This is a genomic window from Pseudomonas sp. 910_23 (assembly GCF_052850795.1).
Genome location: NZ_VXCZ01000012.1, coordinates 67,053 through 84,447 on the forward strand (window position 1 = coordinate 67,053; position 17,395 = coordinate 84,447).

19 protein-coding genes are annotated in these 17,395 nt (G+C 60.5%); 6 read left to right on the top strand and 13 right to left on the bottom strand.

Going from position 1 to position 17,395, the window contains the following annotated elements:
* Window positions 1-5 precede the first annotated feature (5 nt).
* The gene (locus FW800_RS16050; protein ID WP_005787604.1) at window positions 6-956 is read right to left on the bottom strand and encodes a nucleoside-specific channel-forming protein Tsx; all 951 of its coding nucleotides are present in this window, start codon (window positions 954-956) and stop codon (window positions 6-8) included.
* A 208-nt stretch (window positions 957-1,164) separates the two neighbouring features.
* Here FW800_RS16050 and FW800_RS16055 point away from each other — a divergent pair, with 208 nt between their 5' ends.
* Window positions 1,165-1,965, top strand: coding sequence for an aminoglycoside phosphotransferase family protein (locus FW800_RS16055; RefSeq protein ID WP_446437958.1), 801 nt, complete (start codon window positions 1,165-1,167; stop codon window positions 1,963-1,965).
* Here the strand turns inward: FW800_RS16055 and FW800_RS16060 are convergent.
* Window positions 1,959-2,906, bottom strand: coding sequence for a helix-turn-helix domain-containing protein (locus FW800_RS16060; RefSeq protein ID WP_446437959.1), 948 nt, complete (start codon window positions 2,904-2,906; stop codon window positions 1,959-1,961). The genes FW800_RS16055 and FW800_RS16060 overlap by 7 nt on opposite strands.
* 242 nt (window positions 2,907-3,148) lie before the next feature.
* Between FW800_RS16060 and FW800_RS16065 the strand changes: the two genes are divergently transcribed.
* Together FW800_RS16065 and FW800_RS16070 are read left to right on the top strand one after the other, a co-directional pair.
* A complete protein-coding gene (locus FW800_RS16065) occupies window positions 3,149-3,922 on the top strand; it encodes an L-iditol 2-dehydrogenase (protein ID WP_032876342.1) in 774 nt (257 codons plus the stop codon).
* Window positions 3,923-4,049: 127 nt separating this feature from the next.
* On the top strand, window positions 4,050-4,757 hold the full coding sequence (locus FW800_RS16070) for an isochorismatase family protein (RefSeq protein WP_256858639.1): 708 nt from the start codon (window positions 4,050-4,052) through the stop codon (window positions 4,755-4,757).
* Here FW800_RS16070 and FW800_RS16075 read toward each other — a convergent pair.
* The 7 genes from FW800_RS16075 to FW800_RS16105 are packed head-to-tail and all read right to left on the bottom strand — an operon-like array spanning window position 4,702 to window position 11,141.
* Window positions 4,702-5,733, bottom strand: coding sequence for an ABC transporter substrate-binding protein (locus tag FW800_RS16075; RefSeq protein WP_032876340.1), 1,032 nt, complete (start codon window positions 5,731-5,733; stop codon window positions 4,702-4,704). The genes FW800_RS16070 and FW800_RS16075 overlap by 56 nt on opposite strands.
* A 14-nt stretch (window positions 5,734-5,747) precedes the next feature.
* Complete coding sequence (locus tag FW800_RS16080; RefSeq protein WP_223018659.1) at window positions 5,748-6,845, bottom strand: NAD(P)/FAD-dependent oxidoreductase; 1,098 nt, start codon at window positions 6,843-6,845, stop codon at window positions 5,748-5,750.
* Window positions 6,842-8,185, bottom strand: coding sequence for an FAD/NAD(P)-dependent oxidoreductase (locus tag FW800_RS16085; RefSeq protein ID WP_223018660.1), 1,344 nt, complete (start codon window positions 8,183-8,185; stop codon window positions 6,842-6,844). Before FW800_RS16085 ends, FW800_RS16080 begins: the two co-directional genes overlap by 4 nt.
* Window positions 8,182-8,472 (bottom strand): (2Fe-2S)-binding protein, encoded by a 291-nt coding sequence (locus FW800_RS16090; protein WP_005787618.1) that lies wholly within the window; start codon window positions 8,470-8,472, stop codon window positions 8,182-8,184. The genes FW800_RS16085 and FW800_RS16090 overlap by 4 nt, the downstream gene beginning before the upstream one ends.
* Complete coding sequence (locus FW800_RS16095) at window positions 8,472-9,266, bottom strand: ABC transporter permease (protein WP_005787620.1); 795 nt, start codon at window positions 9,264-9,266, stop codon at window positions 8,472-8,474. The genes FW800_RS16090 and FW800_RS16095 overlap by 1 nt, the downstream gene beginning before the upstream one ends.
* A 4-nt stretch (window positions 9,267-9,270) precedes the next feature.
* Window positions 9,271-10,116 (bottom strand): ABC transporter permease, encoded by an 846-nt coding sequence (locus FW800_RS16100; protein WP_446437960.1) that lies wholly within the window; start codon window positions 10,114-10,116, stop codon window positions 9,271-9,273.
* A complete protein-coding gene (locus FW800_RS16105) occupies window positions 10,113-11,141 on the bottom strand; it encodes an ABC transporter ATP-binding protein (protein WP_005787624.1) in 1,029 nt (342 codons plus the stop codon). Before FW800_RS16105 ends, FW800_RS16100 begins: the two co-directional genes overlap by 4 nt.
* A gap of 225 nt (window positions 11,142-11,366) precedes the next feature.
* Here FW800_RS16105 and FW800_RS16110 point away from each other — a divergent pair, with 225 nt between their 5' ends.
* The gene (locus tag FW800_RS16110) at window positions 11,367-12,215 is read left to right on the top strand and encodes an IclR family transcriptional regulator (RefSeq protein WP_032876330.1); all 849 of its coding nucleotides are present in this window, start codon (window positions 11,367-11,369) and stop codon (window positions 12,213-12,215) included.
* An 84-nt stretch (window positions 12,216-12,299) separates the two neighbouring features.
* A complete protein-coding gene (locus FW800_RS16115) occupies window positions 12,300-13,655 on the top strand; it encodes an MATE family efflux transporter (protein ID WP_078821098.1) in 1,356 nt (451 codons plus the stop codon).
* Here the strand turns inward: FW800_RS16115 and FW800_RS16120 are convergent.
* Complete coding sequence (locus FW800_RS16120; RefSeq protein ID WP_446437961.1) at window positions 13,639-14,226, bottom strand: TetR/AcrR family transcriptional regulator; 588 nt, start codon at window positions 14,224-14,226, stop codon at window positions 13,639-13,641. The two genes, FW800_RS16115 and FW800_RS16120, sit on opposite strands and share 17 nt — an antisense overlap.
* A 131-nt stretch (window positions 14,227-14,357) precedes the next feature.
* Between FW800_RS16120 and FW800_RS16125 the strand changes: the two genes are divergently transcribed.
* Complete coding sequence (locus FW800_RS16125) at window positions 14,358-15,530, top strand: MFS transporter (protein WP_446437962.1); 1,173 nt, start codon at window positions 14,358-14,360, stop codon at window positions 15,528-15,530.
* 12 nt (window positions 15,531-15,542) lie between these two features.
* Here FW800_RS16125 and FW800_RS16130 read toward each other — a convergent pair whose 3' ends face one another.
* The 3 genes from FW800_RS16130 to FW800_RS16140 all read right to left on the bottom strand — a co-directional run bounded on the left by FW800_RS16130 (window position 15,543) and on the right by FW800_RS16140 (window position 17,382).
* Window positions 15,543-16,547, bottom strand: coding sequence for a family 2 encapsulin nanocompartment cargo protein terpene cyclase (locus FW800_RS16130; RefSeq protein ID WP_103735388.1), 1,005 nt, complete (start codon window positions 16,545-16,547; stop codon window positions 15,543-15,545).
* A gap of 227 nt (window positions 16,548-16,774) precedes the next feature.
* Window positions 16,775-17,134 (bottom strand): type II toxin-antitoxin system HicB family antitoxin, encoded by a 360-nt coding sequence (locus FW800_RS16135; protein ID WP_103735389.1) that lies wholly within the window; start codon window positions 17,132-17,134, stop codon window positions 16,775-16,777.
* Window positions 17,131-17,382, bottom strand: a complete 252-nt coding sequence (locus FW800_RS16140; RefSeq protein WP_032876316.1) for a type II toxin-antitoxin system HicA family toxin — start codon at window positions 17,380-17,382, stop codon at window positions 17,131-17,133. Before FW800_RS16140 ends, FW800_RS16135 begins: the two co-directional genes overlap by 4 nt.
* Window positions 17,383-17,395 lie beyond the last annotated feature (13 nt).

Sequence of the window (17,395 nt, forward strand, 5' to 3'; positions counted from 1 at the left end):
CTTGATCAGAATTGGTAACCCACGCCGGCGTAGTAACCCCAGCCATCAGAGCGGGCGCGGAAGTTGCCTTCGCCGAAATTCAACTCGCTGCCGTCTTCCCAGTTGCCACCGTTGTGAAAGTAACGACCCACCAGGGTAAAGCGCAGGTGGGTGAACGCGTACAGCAACACGTTGGTAGCCACCAGGGAATTGGCGGTGCGCGCCGGGTTGTCCTTGTGCAGGTCTGAGCCGAAGTCGTAGTTGGTAAAGCCGATATAGGTCAGCGAAGCACCGTTGTCGAACTTGCCGATGGGCACGATGTACTTCATCTGCGCGCGGTAGCCATCCCAGGAATATTCATTGCTGGCGCCGTAGTTTTCCCACTGGTAGCGGCCATAAAAGTTGGCCGACAGGTTGACCCGCGAGTGGGTGTCGATATCGGTGCCCAGGCCGCTGTACAGGGTGTTGGCGCGGTTTTCCTTATGGCTGCCGTGATCGTAAATCCAGTCAAAGGCCACATACCACTCCTTGAACGGGCCGATCGCCAGGCTGCGCCCTGCGAGGTAGTCGATGGAGATCCGCGGTTCATGCTCCATGAATACCGGCGAGCCATGGTCCCATACACCTTTGTCATTACTGTTACCGATGGTGAGGATCTTCGGCACGTCGATATAGCCGTACAGCTCAAAGGGCCCCTTGCGCCCGAAGTACTCGTACTCCAGGTAGACGTCATCCTGGGGCTTGGGGCCGAAGCTGATGTCTTTGCTGCCGATCAGCGTCAGGTCCTGGTTGAACCACTCCGACAGGTAAACGCCTTTTTTCGCCGGTGGGCTGGCCTCAGGGCTAAGGGTTTCGCCCTGGGCTGAATCATCGACGGGTTTTTGTTGCGCCAAAATGGGGCCACTGAGTACTCCCGTAACGGCGGCCAGTAGCAGGGAAACACCAAGGCAAGCACGAGGCTTAGAGGTGGGATGCATTGAAAGTCCTTATTCGTACACGGTTTAGCCCGATTCATCGGGTAGGGCTGAACTTGGCAGCCAAGTTCGTTCCGCAAACGTTTGCACAGGCTGTACCAACTTGTGTCAATGGCTTGAACTGTTTGGAAAAAATGCGAATTAGCCGACGCTTTGGTCAGAAAACCAGCGGGTTACATGTCATCCTGTGTCCACCCACTGGAGCACCCATATGTTCGATCACTATCTGCGCGCCTGGAGCTTGAGTGCCGATGGCGAGCTTATCGTTACGCCTGGCAGTCACCTTTTGCCGGTGCGCTGGCAAGGCATGGCGGCGATGCTGAAAATTGCCCATACCTCGGAAGAAAAACTTGGCGGTCGCTTGTTGAGTTGGTGGGCGGGCGACGGCGCGGCGCAGGTGTTTGCCCATGACCACACCGCAGTATTGATGGAGCGCGCCACTGGGCCAGGTTCCTTGATGCGCATGGCCCTCAATGGCCAGGACGACGAAGCCAGTCAGATCGCCTGCGCCACCGTGGCCCGACTGCATGCGCCCCGTGCGTCGCCGCCCGAGGGTTTGCTTGGGCTGGATGAATGGTTCAAGTCCTTGTGGAGCGCCGCCGAGCGCGACGGTGGCGTGCTACGCGACTGCGCGGCGATGGCCCGTACCTTGTTGGTGGCGCAAGAGGATAGGGTGGTGCTGCACGGAGATATCCATCACAACAATATTCTCGACTTCGGCCCTCGGGGCTGGCTGGCGATTGATCCAAAACGGGTGGTGGGTGAGCGCGGCTACGATTACGTCAACCTGATCTGCAATCCGGATTTGCCTACTGCTAGCGACCCGCAGCGTTTCAGCCGCCAGGTCGAGGTGCTTACCCAGGCGGCGGGGCTGTCGCGCACGCGTTTGCTGCAATGGGTGGTGGCTCACGCTGGGCTGTCCGCCGCCTGGTTTTTGGAAGATCAGGAGCGCGAGCGCGCCGAGGATGAGTTGCGGGTGGCTTGCCTGGCGCAACAGGCACTGGGTCAATAGGTGAGCTTGGCGCGTGGTGGTTGATTGGCGATGGGATTGAATACACGCAGTGCAGTCTGCCGCCGGTATTCGCTCGGCGTCTGATGCATTTCGATGCGAAAGTGGCGGTTGAAATTGGACAGGTTGGCGTAGCCCACTTCAAAGCAGATATCCGCCACCGACATCTGGCTTTGCAACAACAACCGGCAGGCACGTTGCACGCGGAACTTACGCATCAGGTCGATAAAACCGTGGCCGGTGTTGCGCTTGAAAAAACGCGAGAAGCCCGGCTCGCTCATCTCCAATTGCCGCGCAATGTCCGATAGGCGCACGTCGCCGGTCAGTTCGCGCATCAGGTAATCGAAGGCTTTGTTGATGCGATCGGCACTGCGCGCATCCAGGGTGGGTGCGTAGTACGGGCTGGCCAGGGTCTTGGCCTGTGTGGGCGAGGCGTTCTTCAGGGTGTCGAGCAGCTGCAGGAACAGGGTCAGGCGTTGCAGGCCATGGGCGCTGCCGATGGCCTCCATCAGTCGTGCCGCACTCGTTGCTGCTTCGCCGCTGAATTCAAGGCCGCATCGCGCCCGTTCAAACAACGGTTGTAGATCGCCGAGCTCAGGCAGGGTGGTGCGCAGGGCGAGGAGGGCGGCGCCGTCGAACTGCAGCACCACGTCGCGGCCGCTCAGGTATTCGCCCGGCGCCAGGTCGCCGATCCAGTCGTGGGGCAGGTCAGGACCGATCAACGCGACATGACCGGCGTTGAACGCACCAATATAGTCGCCCGCCACCAGCTTGCCGCTGCCCTGGCGGATCAGGTGAATCTCGAACTCGGGGTGATGGTTCCAGCGCGCCAGCTCATAGGGATAGTCATGTTCGAACCAGCGAAAACCATGCTCCGGTTCGGGCAGGATCACTTCAAGCTCCGCAGGGCGGTGCTCGAACGGGCTGGCGCGGCTGATGGGCATGGTGCTGCCTCTTGTAGTTGTGCAATGGACTCAAAATACGCGCACCGGCAATCAGTGTGCTACCCCGGTTTTGCCTTGCACTGGTACTTTTTTGATCCTGGGCTTGAGGTTAAAAAAGTATCAGCCGCGCAGTCGCCAGTCGTTTGTGAGGGCCAGGCCGAGCTGCTGTAATCGAGGCACGCCCACAAAAACAACAGGTGCAATGTGCCGGCGACCCGAACTCATTTTTACAGGACACCGCGATGAAACGACTCGAAGGTAAAAGCGCGTTGATCACCGGATCGGCGCGGGGTATCGGCCGAGCATTTGCCCAGGCCTATATTGCTGAAGGCGCTACCGTTGCCATTGCCGACATCAACCTGCAACGCGCCCAGGCCACCGCCGCCGAATTGGGCCCCCAGGCTTACGCCGTGGCGATGGACGTCACCGATCAAGCTTGCATCGACGCCGCCATCGCCGCGGTCGTGGCCCATGCCGGCAAGCTGGATATCCTGATCAACAATGCTGCGCTGTTCGACCTGGCACCTATTATCGACATTACCCGCGACAGCTTTGAGCGGCTGTTCTCGATCAACGTCGCCGGCACCCTGTTCACGTTACAAGCCGCGGCCCGGCAGATGATCAGCCAGGGCCATGGCGGCAAGATCATCAACATGGCCAGTCAGGCCGGACGGCGGGGAGAGCCGTTGGTAGCCGTCTATTGTGCGACCAAGGCGGCGGTGATCAGCCTGACGCAATCGGCGGGGTTGAACCTGATCAAGCAGGGCATCAACGTCAATGCCATCGCCCCGGGCGTAGTGGACGGCGAGCACTGGGACGCCGTTGATGCGCTGTTTGCCAGGCATGAGGGGCTGGCACCTGGCGAGAAGAAAAAGCGGGTAGGGGATGAGGTGCCGTTCGGGCGCATGGGCACGGCGCAAGATCTGACTGGAATGGCGATCTTCCTGGCGTCGAAGGAAGCCGATTATGTGGTGGCCCAGACCTACAACGTGGATGGCGGCAACTGGATGAACTGAAGCCATGCACCGTTAAAAACATGGGAGGGGCGGTGCGACGATTCGACTTGTACCCATGGCGGTGTTGCCAGCCATCTATAAAGTGACTGACACTCCGTCACCTGGGGCCTGCCACCGGAGAATCACCATGACCCTTGCGAAAACCGCCATCGCTTCATTCGACGTCGACGCGCAGAAAAGCTTCACGCCTTTGTGCCCCAACGAGTTGCCGGTGGTCGGTGGCGACCGCATTGGCGCCGAACTCAACTACATGGCCAGCCTCGCCGGTCATCGCATCGGCAGCAAGGACGCCCACACCCCGCATGCCCCTTGGGTGGTTGCGCAGCACAGCCAGATGTTGCAGCCCACTGGCCTTGCCCACGCCGATGTCACCTGGGTCAGCCACTGCGTGCCGGGTACCGAAGGCTTCACGTTGCTCGACGAACTGCCAGCGCCTTATGACTATGACTACTTCATCTGGAAGGGCGTCGAACCCGACCTGCACCCTTATGGCGCCTGCTACCACGACCTGCACGACAAACTGTCCACCGGCGTCATCGAGTACCTCAAGGCCCGAGGGGTGGTGCGTGTGATCGTCGGCGGCCTGGCTTTGGACTACTGCGTCAAGACCACTGTGTTGCAGTTGCTCAAGGCCGGATTGCAAGTGGTCCTGCACCTGCCGGCGTGCCGCAGCATCAGCGAGGAGGGGGGTGTACAGGCGGTCAATGAGTTGCTCAAGGCGGGTGCTGTCATCAGTAGCACCCGCGATGAACTGGCCGCGATTGCGCAGCGCTCAAGCCTCAACGCTCAATCGAGCGACTCCACCGCGCATTCCATTCCGGCCTCGCCTGGTTAACCTGGTCCCAGTCAATTGAAATCGCCGTCTGCAAGTAACCCTGCATGGCTTCCACCCGTGCCCGGGTCTTTTCGGTGGTGGGCGTCGTCGGGTTCGACGGGATCTGGTCGCCGTCCTCCAGCGCCGGCGCCTGGGCCTCAGCGGTCAGCAAGAACGCCGCGAGTTTCTGCGCCAGTTCCGGCTGGTCATTGCGGGCGATCACGCACTCGGCCACGTTGAGAACCACCGCGCCTTCCTTGGGCTGCGCATATTCCATGGGTATGCCCAACAGCTTCTGCGTGGCGACCTGGGTCGGCGTCAGGGGGAAGAGTGCGGCTTCGTCGGTTTGCACCATCTCGGAGATTTTCGCGGAGCTGGCGATGTATTCCAGTACGTTGGGGCCGACGCTGGTAGGCCAGGCTTTGAAGCCCGGTTCTACATTGGTTTCATCGCCACCCTGGATGCGGTTGAACATCAGGAAACCGTGCAGGCCAAAGGTGGAGGAGGCCAGGGACTGGAACACCACTTTGTCCTTGAAACGCGGGTCGGCCAGGTCCATCCACGAGGTGGGTGCGGACCAGCCCTTGTCCTTGAACATCTTGGCGTTGTAACCCAGGCCGGTGACGCCCAGTGTTACGGCCACGGCTTCGTCCTTGATTCTGGCCTTGGCCGGGATCTGCTCCAGGGTCGGGCTTGGCGCGAGCTTGTCGCACAGGCCCATGGAGATCGCGCGGTACATGATGCCGTCGTCGAGGAACATGACGTGCATCTGCGGGTTGGCCTTGTTGGCCTGGACCTTGGCAAGGATGTCCGAGGAGGTGCCGGGTACGATCACCACCTTGACGTTGTTGGCTTTCTCGAAGGCGGGCAGCACCTTGTCGGCGTACACCCGTTCCATGGTACCGCCGTTCATGCCCAGATACAGCGTGGGGGCGGCATGGGCGGTGCCGGTGAGCAAGGCGAGGGACAAGCAGGATAAAGCGATGCGTGAGTGCATGGATGTTTTTCCTCTCAGGCTTGGAAACGACGGATGGAAAACGCTTCGATGGGTTGGCGGCTGGCCCCTGCGCAGACAATCTCTGCCAGGGCTTCGCCGACTGCGGGGCCGAGCTGGAACCCGGCGCCGGCGAAGCCGAAACCGTGGAGCAGGCCAGGTTGGGTGCTGCTGGGGCCGATCACCGGTTCGTGATCGGGCAAGTAACCTTCGGTGCCGCTCCAGGTCCGGATCGCCTGGGCACCCTTGAGAAATGGATAGAGTTCGCTGGCATTGCGCAGAATTTCCAGCAGCGCGGCCTGACCTGGCCTGGCTTGCTGTGGGCCGAGGGCAAAGCCGCGACCGCCGCCGAGGATGCAGTTGCCCCTGGCGACTTGCCGCGCATAGATCCCTCCGCCCTCGACACCGGTACTGACAGTCATCACCACCGGCAGTGGTTCGGTGACCAGCATCGCCGGGTGCGCCGAGGTAATCGGTACCGGCTCGTCAAACTGTGCAGCGACACTGCCGGCCCAGGCACCGGCGCAGTTGAGCAGCCAGGGGGCTTGCAGATGCAAGCCATTGGCACAGTGCACCTGGAACTGTTGGCTGTTGTGCTCGATGCCGATCACTTCGGCTTGCTCGTACACCTCGGCGCCGTGGCGTAGGGCGGCACGGGCGAAGGCAGGGGCCACTAGTCGCGGGTTGGCATGTCCGTCTTCCGGGCACAAGGAGGCACCCACTGCCACGTCGCCCACCCAGGGGAAACGCCCGCGCAACTCAGTGCGATCCAACAGCTGCAAGCCCAGGTCGAAGCCACGGGTTTGTTCGGCATACGCATGCAGCGCAGCAAAATCTACCGGGCTGCGCGCCAGCTTCAAATGCCCGCAGCGCACGTACTCGCCACTAATGCCAATCAAGCCTGGCAAGTCGGCCCACAGTTGATGGGCGCGCTGGGACAACGGTAACTGATGCAAGGGCCGGCCCTGGCGGCGCACGCCGCCATAATTGACGCCGCTGGAGTGCGAGCCACAAAAATCCCGTTCCACCAGCGCCACCCGCTGGCCTTTTCGCGCGAGTGTCAAAGCTGCCGAAGCGCCGACGATCCCGCCGCCCAGGACGATGACGTCGATCATGGTTGCCCCTCCACGCCAAACGGCAGCGGCTTGATCGGCGCTTGGCCTCGCAGGCGTCCGACTTGTTCGATGCCACGCCCGCTGCGCTGGGCGACAATTTCCGCCGTCGCCAACCCGCACATCCGTCCCTGGCAGCGGCCCATGCCAATGCGGCAATGGGCTTTGACCCGATTTATTTCCCAGTGACCCTCATCCACTACTGCCCGCACTTCACCGACGCTGACCTCTTCGCAGCGGCACAGAATCAGTTCGTCGGGGGCTTGCACAGCCCATTGTTCGGGGAAAGGGAACGCGGTTTCCAGGCCCTGACGAAAGCCCTGGATCCTCGCCAACTGCTTCTGCAGCGTATCCTGGCGGTGCTGATCGACCGTAATGCCGGCATCCTCCAGCAGCGCCAACGCCGCACATTCGCCAGCCATCTGCGCCGCATCCGCGCCCATGATCCCTGCGCCATCGCCAGCCAGATACACCGCCTCGACGCTGCTGCGCCCAGCGCAGTCCCGCTGCGGCAACCAGGCGCGGTTGAGATTATTCCAGGCAAAGTCACAGCCGAGTAAATCCGCTAGTTGCGTTTCGCTGCGCAGGGCATGCGCGAAGGCCACCGCATCGCATTCCAGCGTCTGTTCGCCCCAGCGAATGCCGTGGACCCGTTGCTCTCCATCGATCTGCGACAGTGTTGCGCCCTGATGCACGGCAATCCCATGGGCCGTCAGCCAAGCACGGTAATACAAACCCTTTGCCAGGGTCGCCGGTTGCCTGAGCAGCGCCGGTAATGCGCGACATTGGGCACTGAACGGCGCACTGTCGAGCACGGCCAACACCTTGGCGCCCGCCTGGGCATATTGATAAGCGACGAGATAGAGCAGTGGTCCGGAACCACAAAACACTACGCGTTCGCCAATTGCGCAGCCCTGGTACTTCAAGGCGATTTGCGCCGCGCCCAGGCTGTAGACGCCCGGCAAGGTCCAGCCCGGCACCGGCAGGATACGGTCGGTGGCGCCGGTGGCGACAATGATGCGCGAATACTCAACGCTGTCGATGCGACCGCTGGTGAGCAGGTCGAGACGGTTGTCCTCGGCGTTCCATACCAGGGTTTGCGGCCGGTAGTCGATCAACGGCGCAAGCTCGTCCATGATGCGATGCACGGTCTGCGCCTTGCTCGCTTCAAAGCCGTAGAGTTGTTTGGCCGAGCGCTGGAAGTTTGCCGGTTGGCGCCGATATATCTGCCCGCCGCCACGCAGGTTCTCATCGATCAAGCAGGGTTTTATGCCGTGATCGAGCAGCGTACGTGCGGCAGCGATGCCCGCTGGGCCTGCGCCTACAATTGCCACGGGCTTCATGGCTGCCGTCCTGGATCGCGGCTGATCGCGTGACCTTCTTCGAGCAACGTCGAGCAGGCCCGTACGCGTCGCCCATCGGCAAGCCGTACCCAACAATCCTGGCACGCCCCCATCAGGCAAAAACCGGCGCGGCGTTCGGCGCTGAAATCGCTGCCGCGCAGATGGTCGGCGCAGGTCAGCATGGCAGTCAGCAAGGTATCGCCGAGCAGCCCGGTGGCCGGCTGCCCATCAAGGGTGAACGCCAGGGCTGGGCGCTGGGTTTCCGTCAGCCGCTTGAACAGCGCCATCAATGTTTCCCCACCAGTACACGGTCCAGGCCGTAGACCCGATCGAGCAGAATCATGGTCGCTGCGGTGAGTGCGATCACCAGCGCCGATACCGCCGCCATCATTGGATCGATGGACTCAGTGGCATACACGTACATGCGCACCGGCAGGGTTTGTGTGGCAGGTGAACTGACGAAGATTGACAGGGTCACCTCATCGAAACTGTTGATGAACGCCAGCAACCAACCACCGGCCACCCCAGGCAAAATCATCGGCAAGGTGATTTGCCGGAACAACGTAAAGCGCCCGGCTCCGAGGGATTCGGCGGCCTGCTCGGCACTGCGATCAATCCCGATCGCTGCCGCCAGCACCAGGCGCAGTACATAGGGAGTGATGATCACCACGTGCGCCAGCATCAGCCAGGTAAAGCTGCCATTAACGCCCATCAACGCAAACAGGCGCAGCATCGCCACGCCCAGCACCAGGTGCGGGATGATGATCGGCGACAGAAACAGTGCACTGAAAAAGTTACGCCCGGGGAACGTATAGCGACTGATCGCCAAAGCCGCCGGTACCGCGATCAAGGTCGCCAGGGACGCGGCGGTAAACGCCAGGATCAGGCTGTTATAGAAGGCCTGGATGAAGTCGGCGCGTTCGAATACGGCGCGAAACCAGCGCAGGGAAAAGCCCGACGTGGGCAGGCTCAAGGTGTTTTCCGGGGTGAACGCCACCAGGCACACCACCACCAGCGGCGCCATCATGAACAGCACCACCAAACCATGGAAACCGAGGGCCAAAGGACCGTTTCTGGACATGCGCTTAAACCCCCAGGGACTTTTTATAGCGGCCTTCGACCATTCGGTTCCAGCTCAGCATGATCAGTAGATTGACCAACAGCAGCACCACCGCGATGGTCGCGCCCATGGGCCAGTTGAGTTCCGAGAGGTATTGGTCATACACCACAGTGGCGACCATTTTCAGACGCCGCCCGCCCAGCAACCCTGGGATTGCGAACGAACTGGCGGCCAGGCCGAACACGATCAAGGTGCCGGACAGCACGCCGGGCATCACTTGCGGCAACACGATCTTGCGCATCACCGTGGCCTGGCTTGCGCCCAGAGAAAGCGCCGCTTGTTCCGCCGAGGGGTCGAGCTTTTGCAGGGAGGTCCATACCGGAATGATCATGAACGGCAGCATCACGTGCACCAGCGCGATGATCACGGCGAACGGCGTATACAGCAGCTTCACCGGGCGCCCGCCGATGGCCTGGATCACTTGGTTGACCAGGCCATCGGCGCCGAGCAGCAAGCTCCAGCCAAACGCGCGTACCACCACGGAAATCAGAAGCGGTGTGAGGATCAGGATCAGGAAGACCGACCGCCACGGCGTACCCATGCGGCTGAGGATGTACGCCTCCGGTACCCCGATCAGCACGCACAGCAACGTTACCAGCGCACTGATCCAGAAGGTGCGCCAGAAGATCTCGTAGAAATAGGCATCGCTCAACAATGCCAGGTAGTGGGCCAGGGTCCACTGATCGGCCTTTACACCCACCTGGTAATCGAACACGTTGAAGGACAGTACCAGCGTCAAGGCCAATGGCAAGATCAGTAACCCGCCAAACAGCACCAATGCCGGTAACGAGAGCAGGTAGCCGCGATTCATGGGTGCACCTCATCGGCCGCCAGTACCCGCAGCAAATCCGCTTGCCATTGCAGGCCCACTGCCGCGCCGTTGCAAAGCGGTGCGCTGCCATCGTTGCCGCGCACCACGGTAATTTCGCCAAGGGGGGTATGGATGCGATACAACCATTGGCTGCCGAAAAAGTAGCGGTCGAGCACCTGGCCTTGCACGCGGCCTGAACCTGCTTGTACCAATTGGATCTTTTCCGGACGCAGGCTCAGGGTCAGTTGGCCAGCGCCGCCCTGGTGACGCACTTGGGGGACACCGAGCGCGTCGTAGTCGCCGGCCAGCAGGTTGGCCTTGCCGACAAAGTCAGAGATGAAGCGCGTGCGCGGGTGTTCATAGAGTTTGTATGGCGCGTCGATCTGGGTCACGCGCCCGGCCTGCATCACGACCACGCGATCGCTGATGGAGAGCGCTTCGGCCTGGTCGTGGGTGACCATTAAGGTGGTGATGCCCACCGCACATTGAATGCGGCGGATCTCGAACTGCATCTCTTCACGCAGGTTGGCGTCAAGGTTGGACAACGGTTCATCCAACAGCAGAACCGGTGGCTCGATCACCAATGCACGGGCCAGCGCGACGCGTTGGCGTTGGCCGCCGGAGAGTTCCCGAGGGTAGCGTTCGGCATGGGGGGCCAGACGCACCAGTTCGAGTACGGTCTTGACGAGGCTTGCGATCTCGGTGGCCGGTACCTTGCGCATCTTCAAGCCGAAGGCGACGTTGTCGCGCACGCTCATATGGGGAAACAGCGCATAACTTTGGAACACCACGCCCAGGCCACGACTGGCAGGCTTGGCGCGGGTAATGTCGCGACCATCGAGCAGGATCTGGCCGCTGCTCACCTCGACAAAGCCGGCGATCATTTGCAGGGTGGTGGTCTTGCCGCAGCCCGAAGGACCAAGCAGGGAAACGAATTCACCTTTTTCCACCGCGAGGTCGGTGGCAACTACTGCATCAACGGCGCCGTAGCGTTTACTCAAGGCGTTGAGTTGGAGAAATGCCATGTCTGCGTTCCACCTTTTATTCCGCCGCGCCGAAGCGCGCTTTTTTGTTTTGGGCAGATGCGAAAAGAGTGTTGCCGGTGCGTTGACGCTCGATCTTGAGTCGGCTGCCAGTTGTTGTTCGTTTCGCCCCTGTGGACGCAGATTAGAGCGAAGACTAGGATGGGCGGAAGATGGGATTTCATTCAGCGGACTACTATTTTAAGATTTATTCACTGAGCAGAATTTATGTTGATATCGAGTGATACAGACTCCATTCAGCGGAATAGTAGCGGCAAGGAAGTCGGTGCTGGTGGCGTATCCCGCGTGTTTGCCTTACTACGCGCTCTGGGTGAAGTGCCCGAGGGAGGTGAACGTGTCACCCAGCTCGCCCACCGCGTTGGCCTCTCCCAGCCCACCACTCACCGCTTGCTACGCAGCCTGATGGATGAAGGCATGGTCGAGCAGGATGCGCGCAGTAAACGCTATCGCCTGAGCCTGGAGTTCTTTGCGTTGGCGGCCAATGCCGGCAAGACTGGCAACCTGCGCGATCTGGTGCGCCCAAGCCTGTTGCGCCTGAGTGCATCGTTGGGAGATTCGCTGTTCCTGCTGGCTCGCAGCGGCTTCGACGCCATTTGCCTGGACCGCAGCGAAGGCCCGTACCCGATTCGTACCTTCACCGGTGATATCGGCGGGCGCGTAGCCCTGGGGGTAGGGCAGGGCAGCCTGGCAATTCTGGCCTTTCTGCCGCAGGAAGAGCGCGAGACGGTCATCCGCTACAACCTGCCACGGCTCAAGGATTTTCATTTGTATGACGAAGTGCTGCTGCGCTCCGAAGTTGAGAACGTTCGCAATTTGGGCTACGCGGCACGCAACACCGGGGTGCTGGAAGGTATGGCGGGGTTGGCAGTGCCGATCCTCAACCGCGAGGGGCATGCGGTCGCAGCGTTGAGTGTGGCGACCATCAGTGACCGCCTGGGGCCAAGCCGATTGCCGATGGTGGTGGAATTGCTCAAGCGCGAAGCTGCAGCAATCGGGCCACGCATCAACCCGTTCGACCCTACGTTGCGCAGGCCGTCGCAGACGTTTGGTGGATGAGTGATCTTTGCTAAAACGCATTAGCATTGGATCCACTTACGGTATAACCCTGCGACGCTTTCGTTATTCGAGGTCCCATTTTTCATGCTGACCCCTTTGCAACGCCCGCTGTGGCAGATCTATCTGATCTTTCTGGCACCGATGGTGCTGTCCAATTTTCTGCAAAGCTTTTCCGGCACCCTCAACGGTATCTATGTCGGGCAAATGCTCGGCACCCAGGCTTTGGCGGCGGTGTCGGGGATGTTCCCCATCGTGTTTTTCTTTATCGCCCTGGTGATCGGCCTGGGGGCGGGCGCCTCGGTGTTGATCGGCCAGGCGTGGGGTGCCCAGGAGACGGGGCTGGTCAAGGTGATTACCGGCGCCACCCTGACGTTGGGCGCCCTGGTGGGCCTGATTGCCGCGGTGCTGGGCAGCCTGTTTGCGCGCCCGGCCTTGCAGGCATTGGGTACGCCGCTGGATGTGCTCGACGATGCGGTGGGCTATGCCCAGATGATGATGTTGATCATGCCGCTGTTGCTGGTGTTCATCCTCTATACCCAATTGCTGCGTGGGGTGAGCGATACGATTTCACCGTTGCTGGCGTTAATGGTTTCGACCCTGGTGGGCTTGCTGCTCACGCCAGCGCTGATTCGCGGCTGGATCGGCCTGCCGCCCCTTGGCATCCAGAGTGCGGTTTACGCAGGTTTGGTGGCTAACGCCTTGGCGATGCTGTTCCTGGTGCTGCGCCTGCGGCATAAAAACCATGTGATGGCACCGGATCGCGAGCTGCTCGCGGCTTTACGCCTGGACCGCGTCATCCTCGGTAAAGTGCTGCGCATCGGCCTGCCGACAGGCTTGCAGATGGTGGTGTTGTCGTTGTCGGAATTGGTCATCCTGGCCCTGGTCAATAGCCACGGCTCCCAGGCCACGGCGGCTTATGGCGCGGTGACGCAGATCGTCAACTACGTCCAGTTCCCGGCGCTGTCGATTGCCATCACCGCCTCGATCCTCGGTGCCCAGGCGATCGGCGCCGGGCGCCTGGAGCGCATCGGGCCGATCCTGCGCACGGGGTTGGTGATCAACCTGTGCCTGACCGGGGGCCTGATTGTGCTCGGTTATGGGTTGTCGCACTGGTTGCTGGGGCTGTTCATCACTGACGACAGCGCCCGGATCAGAGCCGAACACCTGCTGCACATCATGCTCTGGAGCATCCTGGTGTTCGGCTTCCAGGCGGTGATCGGCGGCATCATGCGCGCCAGCGGTGTGGTGCTGATGCCGGTGGCAATCTCGATTTTCTGCGTGCTTTGCGTGGAGCTGCCGATGGCTTATCTGTTCAACGCACACTTCGGGCTGGAGGGGGTGTGGATGGCGTTCCCGGTGACCTACCTGGCAATGCTGGTATTGCAGACCGCGTATTACCGGCTGGTATGGCGGCATAAGCAGATCAAGCGGTTGGTTTGAGGCTGAGCCCGCGCAATAACACCTCCAGGCCCTGCAAGCCTTCCTCCAGGCGCGTGCTCGGGTGTGCATCCCGGGCGATCCACAACGCCGTGTTGACCAGGCTGCCGTTGATCAACTGCGCCAGTGCCTGGCTGGGTGCCGGCGCGACCCATCCGGCTTGCATCAGGACCTCCAGGAGTTGGCGCAACGACTCAACGCAGTGGTGTTGTGAGCCGGTATCCCCCAGCACCGCTGGCGCATCCTGCAACACAATGCGCTGGATTTCCGGATCCTGGGCCATGCGCAGATAAGCTCGGCAGCGTTCGCAAAACCCGCTCCAGGGCTCTATGGCCTGCGCGCTGATGCGTTGCAAGTGCTCGTCCATCTCGCTGTCGAGCTGGGCGACTACGGCTGCCAGCAAGCCTTTTTTGTCACCAAAGTGATGGTACAACGCACCGCGCGTCAGCCCGGCTTGAGCGGTAAAGTCATCCATCGAGGTATGGGCATAGCCTTGGGTGGCGAATGCCCGGCGCGCACTTGCGATCAGGCGGGCGCGAGTCTCTTCGATCATTTCGGCACGGGCTCGGCTCATGGAAGTCTCATCGGTTGGTGATTGACATACGGTGCGTATGCGAAGCATGATCCCTCACATACGCACCGTATGTATTCTGCCCGGATCGCTTCAGATAGCAAGGCCGCAGCTTGAGCAAGAGGTTACGCAGGATGGCAAACCCTTACGCCGAATTATTCCAGGTCCCAGGCGCCCGAGCCTTTGTGCTCGCAGGCATGTTGGCGCGCATGCCAATCTCGATGACCGGTATCGGCCTGATCACCATGCTCGCCCAAGTCCATGGCGGTTATGGGCTGGCGGGGTCGGTGGCGGCGGTGTTTGCCCTGGCCACGGCGTTTTGTGCGCCGCAAGTGTCGCGTTGGGTGGACCGCTACGGCCAGGGCAAGGTCCTGCCGATAGCCGCACTGATCGGCGGCGGGGCGCTATTGATGTTGTTGCTGTGTACGCGTTTGCAGGCACCAAGCTGGACGCTGTTCCTGTTTGCTGCGCTGGCCGGCTGCATGCCCAATATGTCCGCCATGGTGCGTGCGCGCTGGACCGAGTTGTACCGCGGCCAGCCCAGGCTGCAAACCGCGTTTGCTCTGGAGTCGGTGCTGGATGAGGTGTGCTTTATTATCGGCCCACCCATTTCTGTGGGCCTGAGCGTAGTGCTGTTCCCCGAAGCCGGCCCTTTGGTGGCGGCGTTGTTGCTGGCGGTGGGCGTCACCACCTTTGTATTGCAGCGGCAAACCGAGCCACCCATACACGAGCACCACGGCGCGCATGGCCGCTGGCTGATCGCTTCCCCTGCGGTTTTGATTCTGATGACCTTGCTGCTGGCCATGGGTGTGATCGTCGGCGTGGTGGACGTGGTCAGTGTGGCGTTCGCCCAGCATCAGGGCCAGCCGGCGGCGGCGAGTATTGTGCTGTCGGTGTACGCCATCGGTTCGTGCCTGGCCGGGCTGGCTTTCGGTGCCCTCAAGCTCAAGGCGCCGTTGCCGCGTCAGTTCCTGTTCTGCGGTGTGGCCACGGCGTTGACTACCTTGCCCTTGTTGCTGGTGAGCAACATCCCCGGCCTGGCCGTCGCCATATTTATCTCCGGTCTGTTCTTTGCGCCCACCTTGATCGTGTCGATGGCCATGGTCGAGCAGATCGTTGCGCCCAGCCGCCTCACCGAAGGCATGACCTGGTTGATCACCGGGCTGAGCATCGGCGTTGCTATCGGCGCCGCCAGCTCTGGTTGGATGATCGATCATTTCGGCGCTGCCAGTGGGTTCCGGGTGGCGTTGGCGGCGGGGGCGGTGGTGTTGTTGGCCGCATGGTTGGGGTATCGGCGGTTGGGCTGAGTGCCGGCTTGTTCACACTTGATAGCGACCGCTGTGTCGATGCCACTCGTAATTGCCGCCCAGCCAGGCTTTTACCCCGCCGAGGAAGCGCTTGAGCGTGGGGGAGGCCTGTTTGAGCAGCCTTCTTTCCTTGGCTTCATATCTACGTATAAGCGTGTTGTGAAGATCGGCTGTCAACCACAAGGCTTGCTGTAATGAACAACCTTGTTCGTTTGCCAGCAGCAATGGCAGGTTGAAATCACCGATGCCAGGCTCTTGCTCTTTGGATGCGGAATACAAGTCATTGACGAGCATGGTCAAACTTGCAGCTAGGGCGATCACTTCGCGTACAGGCGCAGAAAAATAAGTATCGGCACCCAGTTCATAGCCGCCGACAATATCAATGAGGGCCATGCAAGGTAAAAAGCTGTTGACTTGACGATGTGCCAAATATTCCCAGACTTGAGGCAGGCTGTGTTCGATGCGCCATGAAGCTTCCGCATTCATGGTCACGAACATCGCAATGGTCTCCGACTGAACGCGAGCTTTCTGCGAGGGTGTCGCATAGCGATCCAGGTGGTTCATATATCCCCGCAATCCACGTAAAACCGGATCATCGTTGAGCGCACGTTTGAGCGCGAGGTCGTGGGATGGAATCAGATATGCCCTGTCCAGGGCGGCCAGGGCCAGTGACAAGCGTGCGCCCAGGAGCTTGGGGTTGGCGCCACTTCGCTCATCATCACAATAGTGATCGTCTACCGCGAACAGCGCCGCCATGCATTTTGCAGACAGTAGCAAGCGTTGAACGTCGTCGGTGTCGGCGTGACACAGCATTACGAAACGCCCGAAGTTCGAGGCCCTTACGTGATCCAACTGCCCCTCGAAAATACCGATTCGATTGATCCACGCCATTAACAGCGCATTGATACGGTTGCCGAGCGCTTCGTCCAGTCGTATCGGTAATGGACATTCAAGCGCAGGTATTTCCAGGCCGGTTGAGTTTTTTTGTGGGGGAGGCGGCGGGCTAATGTCGTTCATAGCAAGACTCCGGGTGTCTATGCCATTGGACGTTACTGCGGACCAAGGATCAGGAAGGGCGTTGATTTCAATTTAGAAGTCCGGGTGGAAAAACACAATGGACCCTTTAGTTCTGATTGGAGTCAACGACCTCTAATGCCCGAATAAGACCATTTGGGATGACTCGCGTCGTCACTTCGCCACACGCATCGAACGAGCCCTGTGGCGATGTTGCCTGACTGGCCAATTCAAACCGCCGCTAGACCGTCGTCGTGCTGTTGCAGAAACTCATTCAGCGCTTGGCGCGTAAGGTCGTTCAACGTCACCTTTTTACGCATTGCGGCCAGAGCGGCTGCCAGATGCAGTTCATGCCCAACGCGTACGTTGAACGAGCCCTTGCATGGCTTCTCAGGTGATTGCCCCAGGGTCTGGCAGGTAGCCAGATAATCGTCCACGGCTTCGCGAAAGGCTGCGTCCAGTTCTGCGACGGTTTTGCCTTCGTAGCTCACTAATGCCTTGATGAATAAAATCTTGCCGAACAGGCAGTTGTCTTCGAGGCTGGCCTCGATAGAGCCGATGTAGCCTTTATGTTTGAGCTGGTTGTTCACTGAATCAGTTCTCCTGATTTCAATTGTTCGATGATCTGGCGCCGAATGTAATGTTTCAGTTCGTTGCCCGGGTGAGGCTTGTGCAACGTGATCATTGCACTGGGGTCGCCGATATCGAACTTGACGCGGCTTCCAGCCCCTTCAATCAGTGTGTATCCGAGTCGGCGTAACAGCGTGACGAGCTCGGGCCAGGTAAATGCCATGTGCTCATTGAGCAATTTGGCGAGCAGCTTTTCATTTTTGGACACGGCGTTCCTTGCG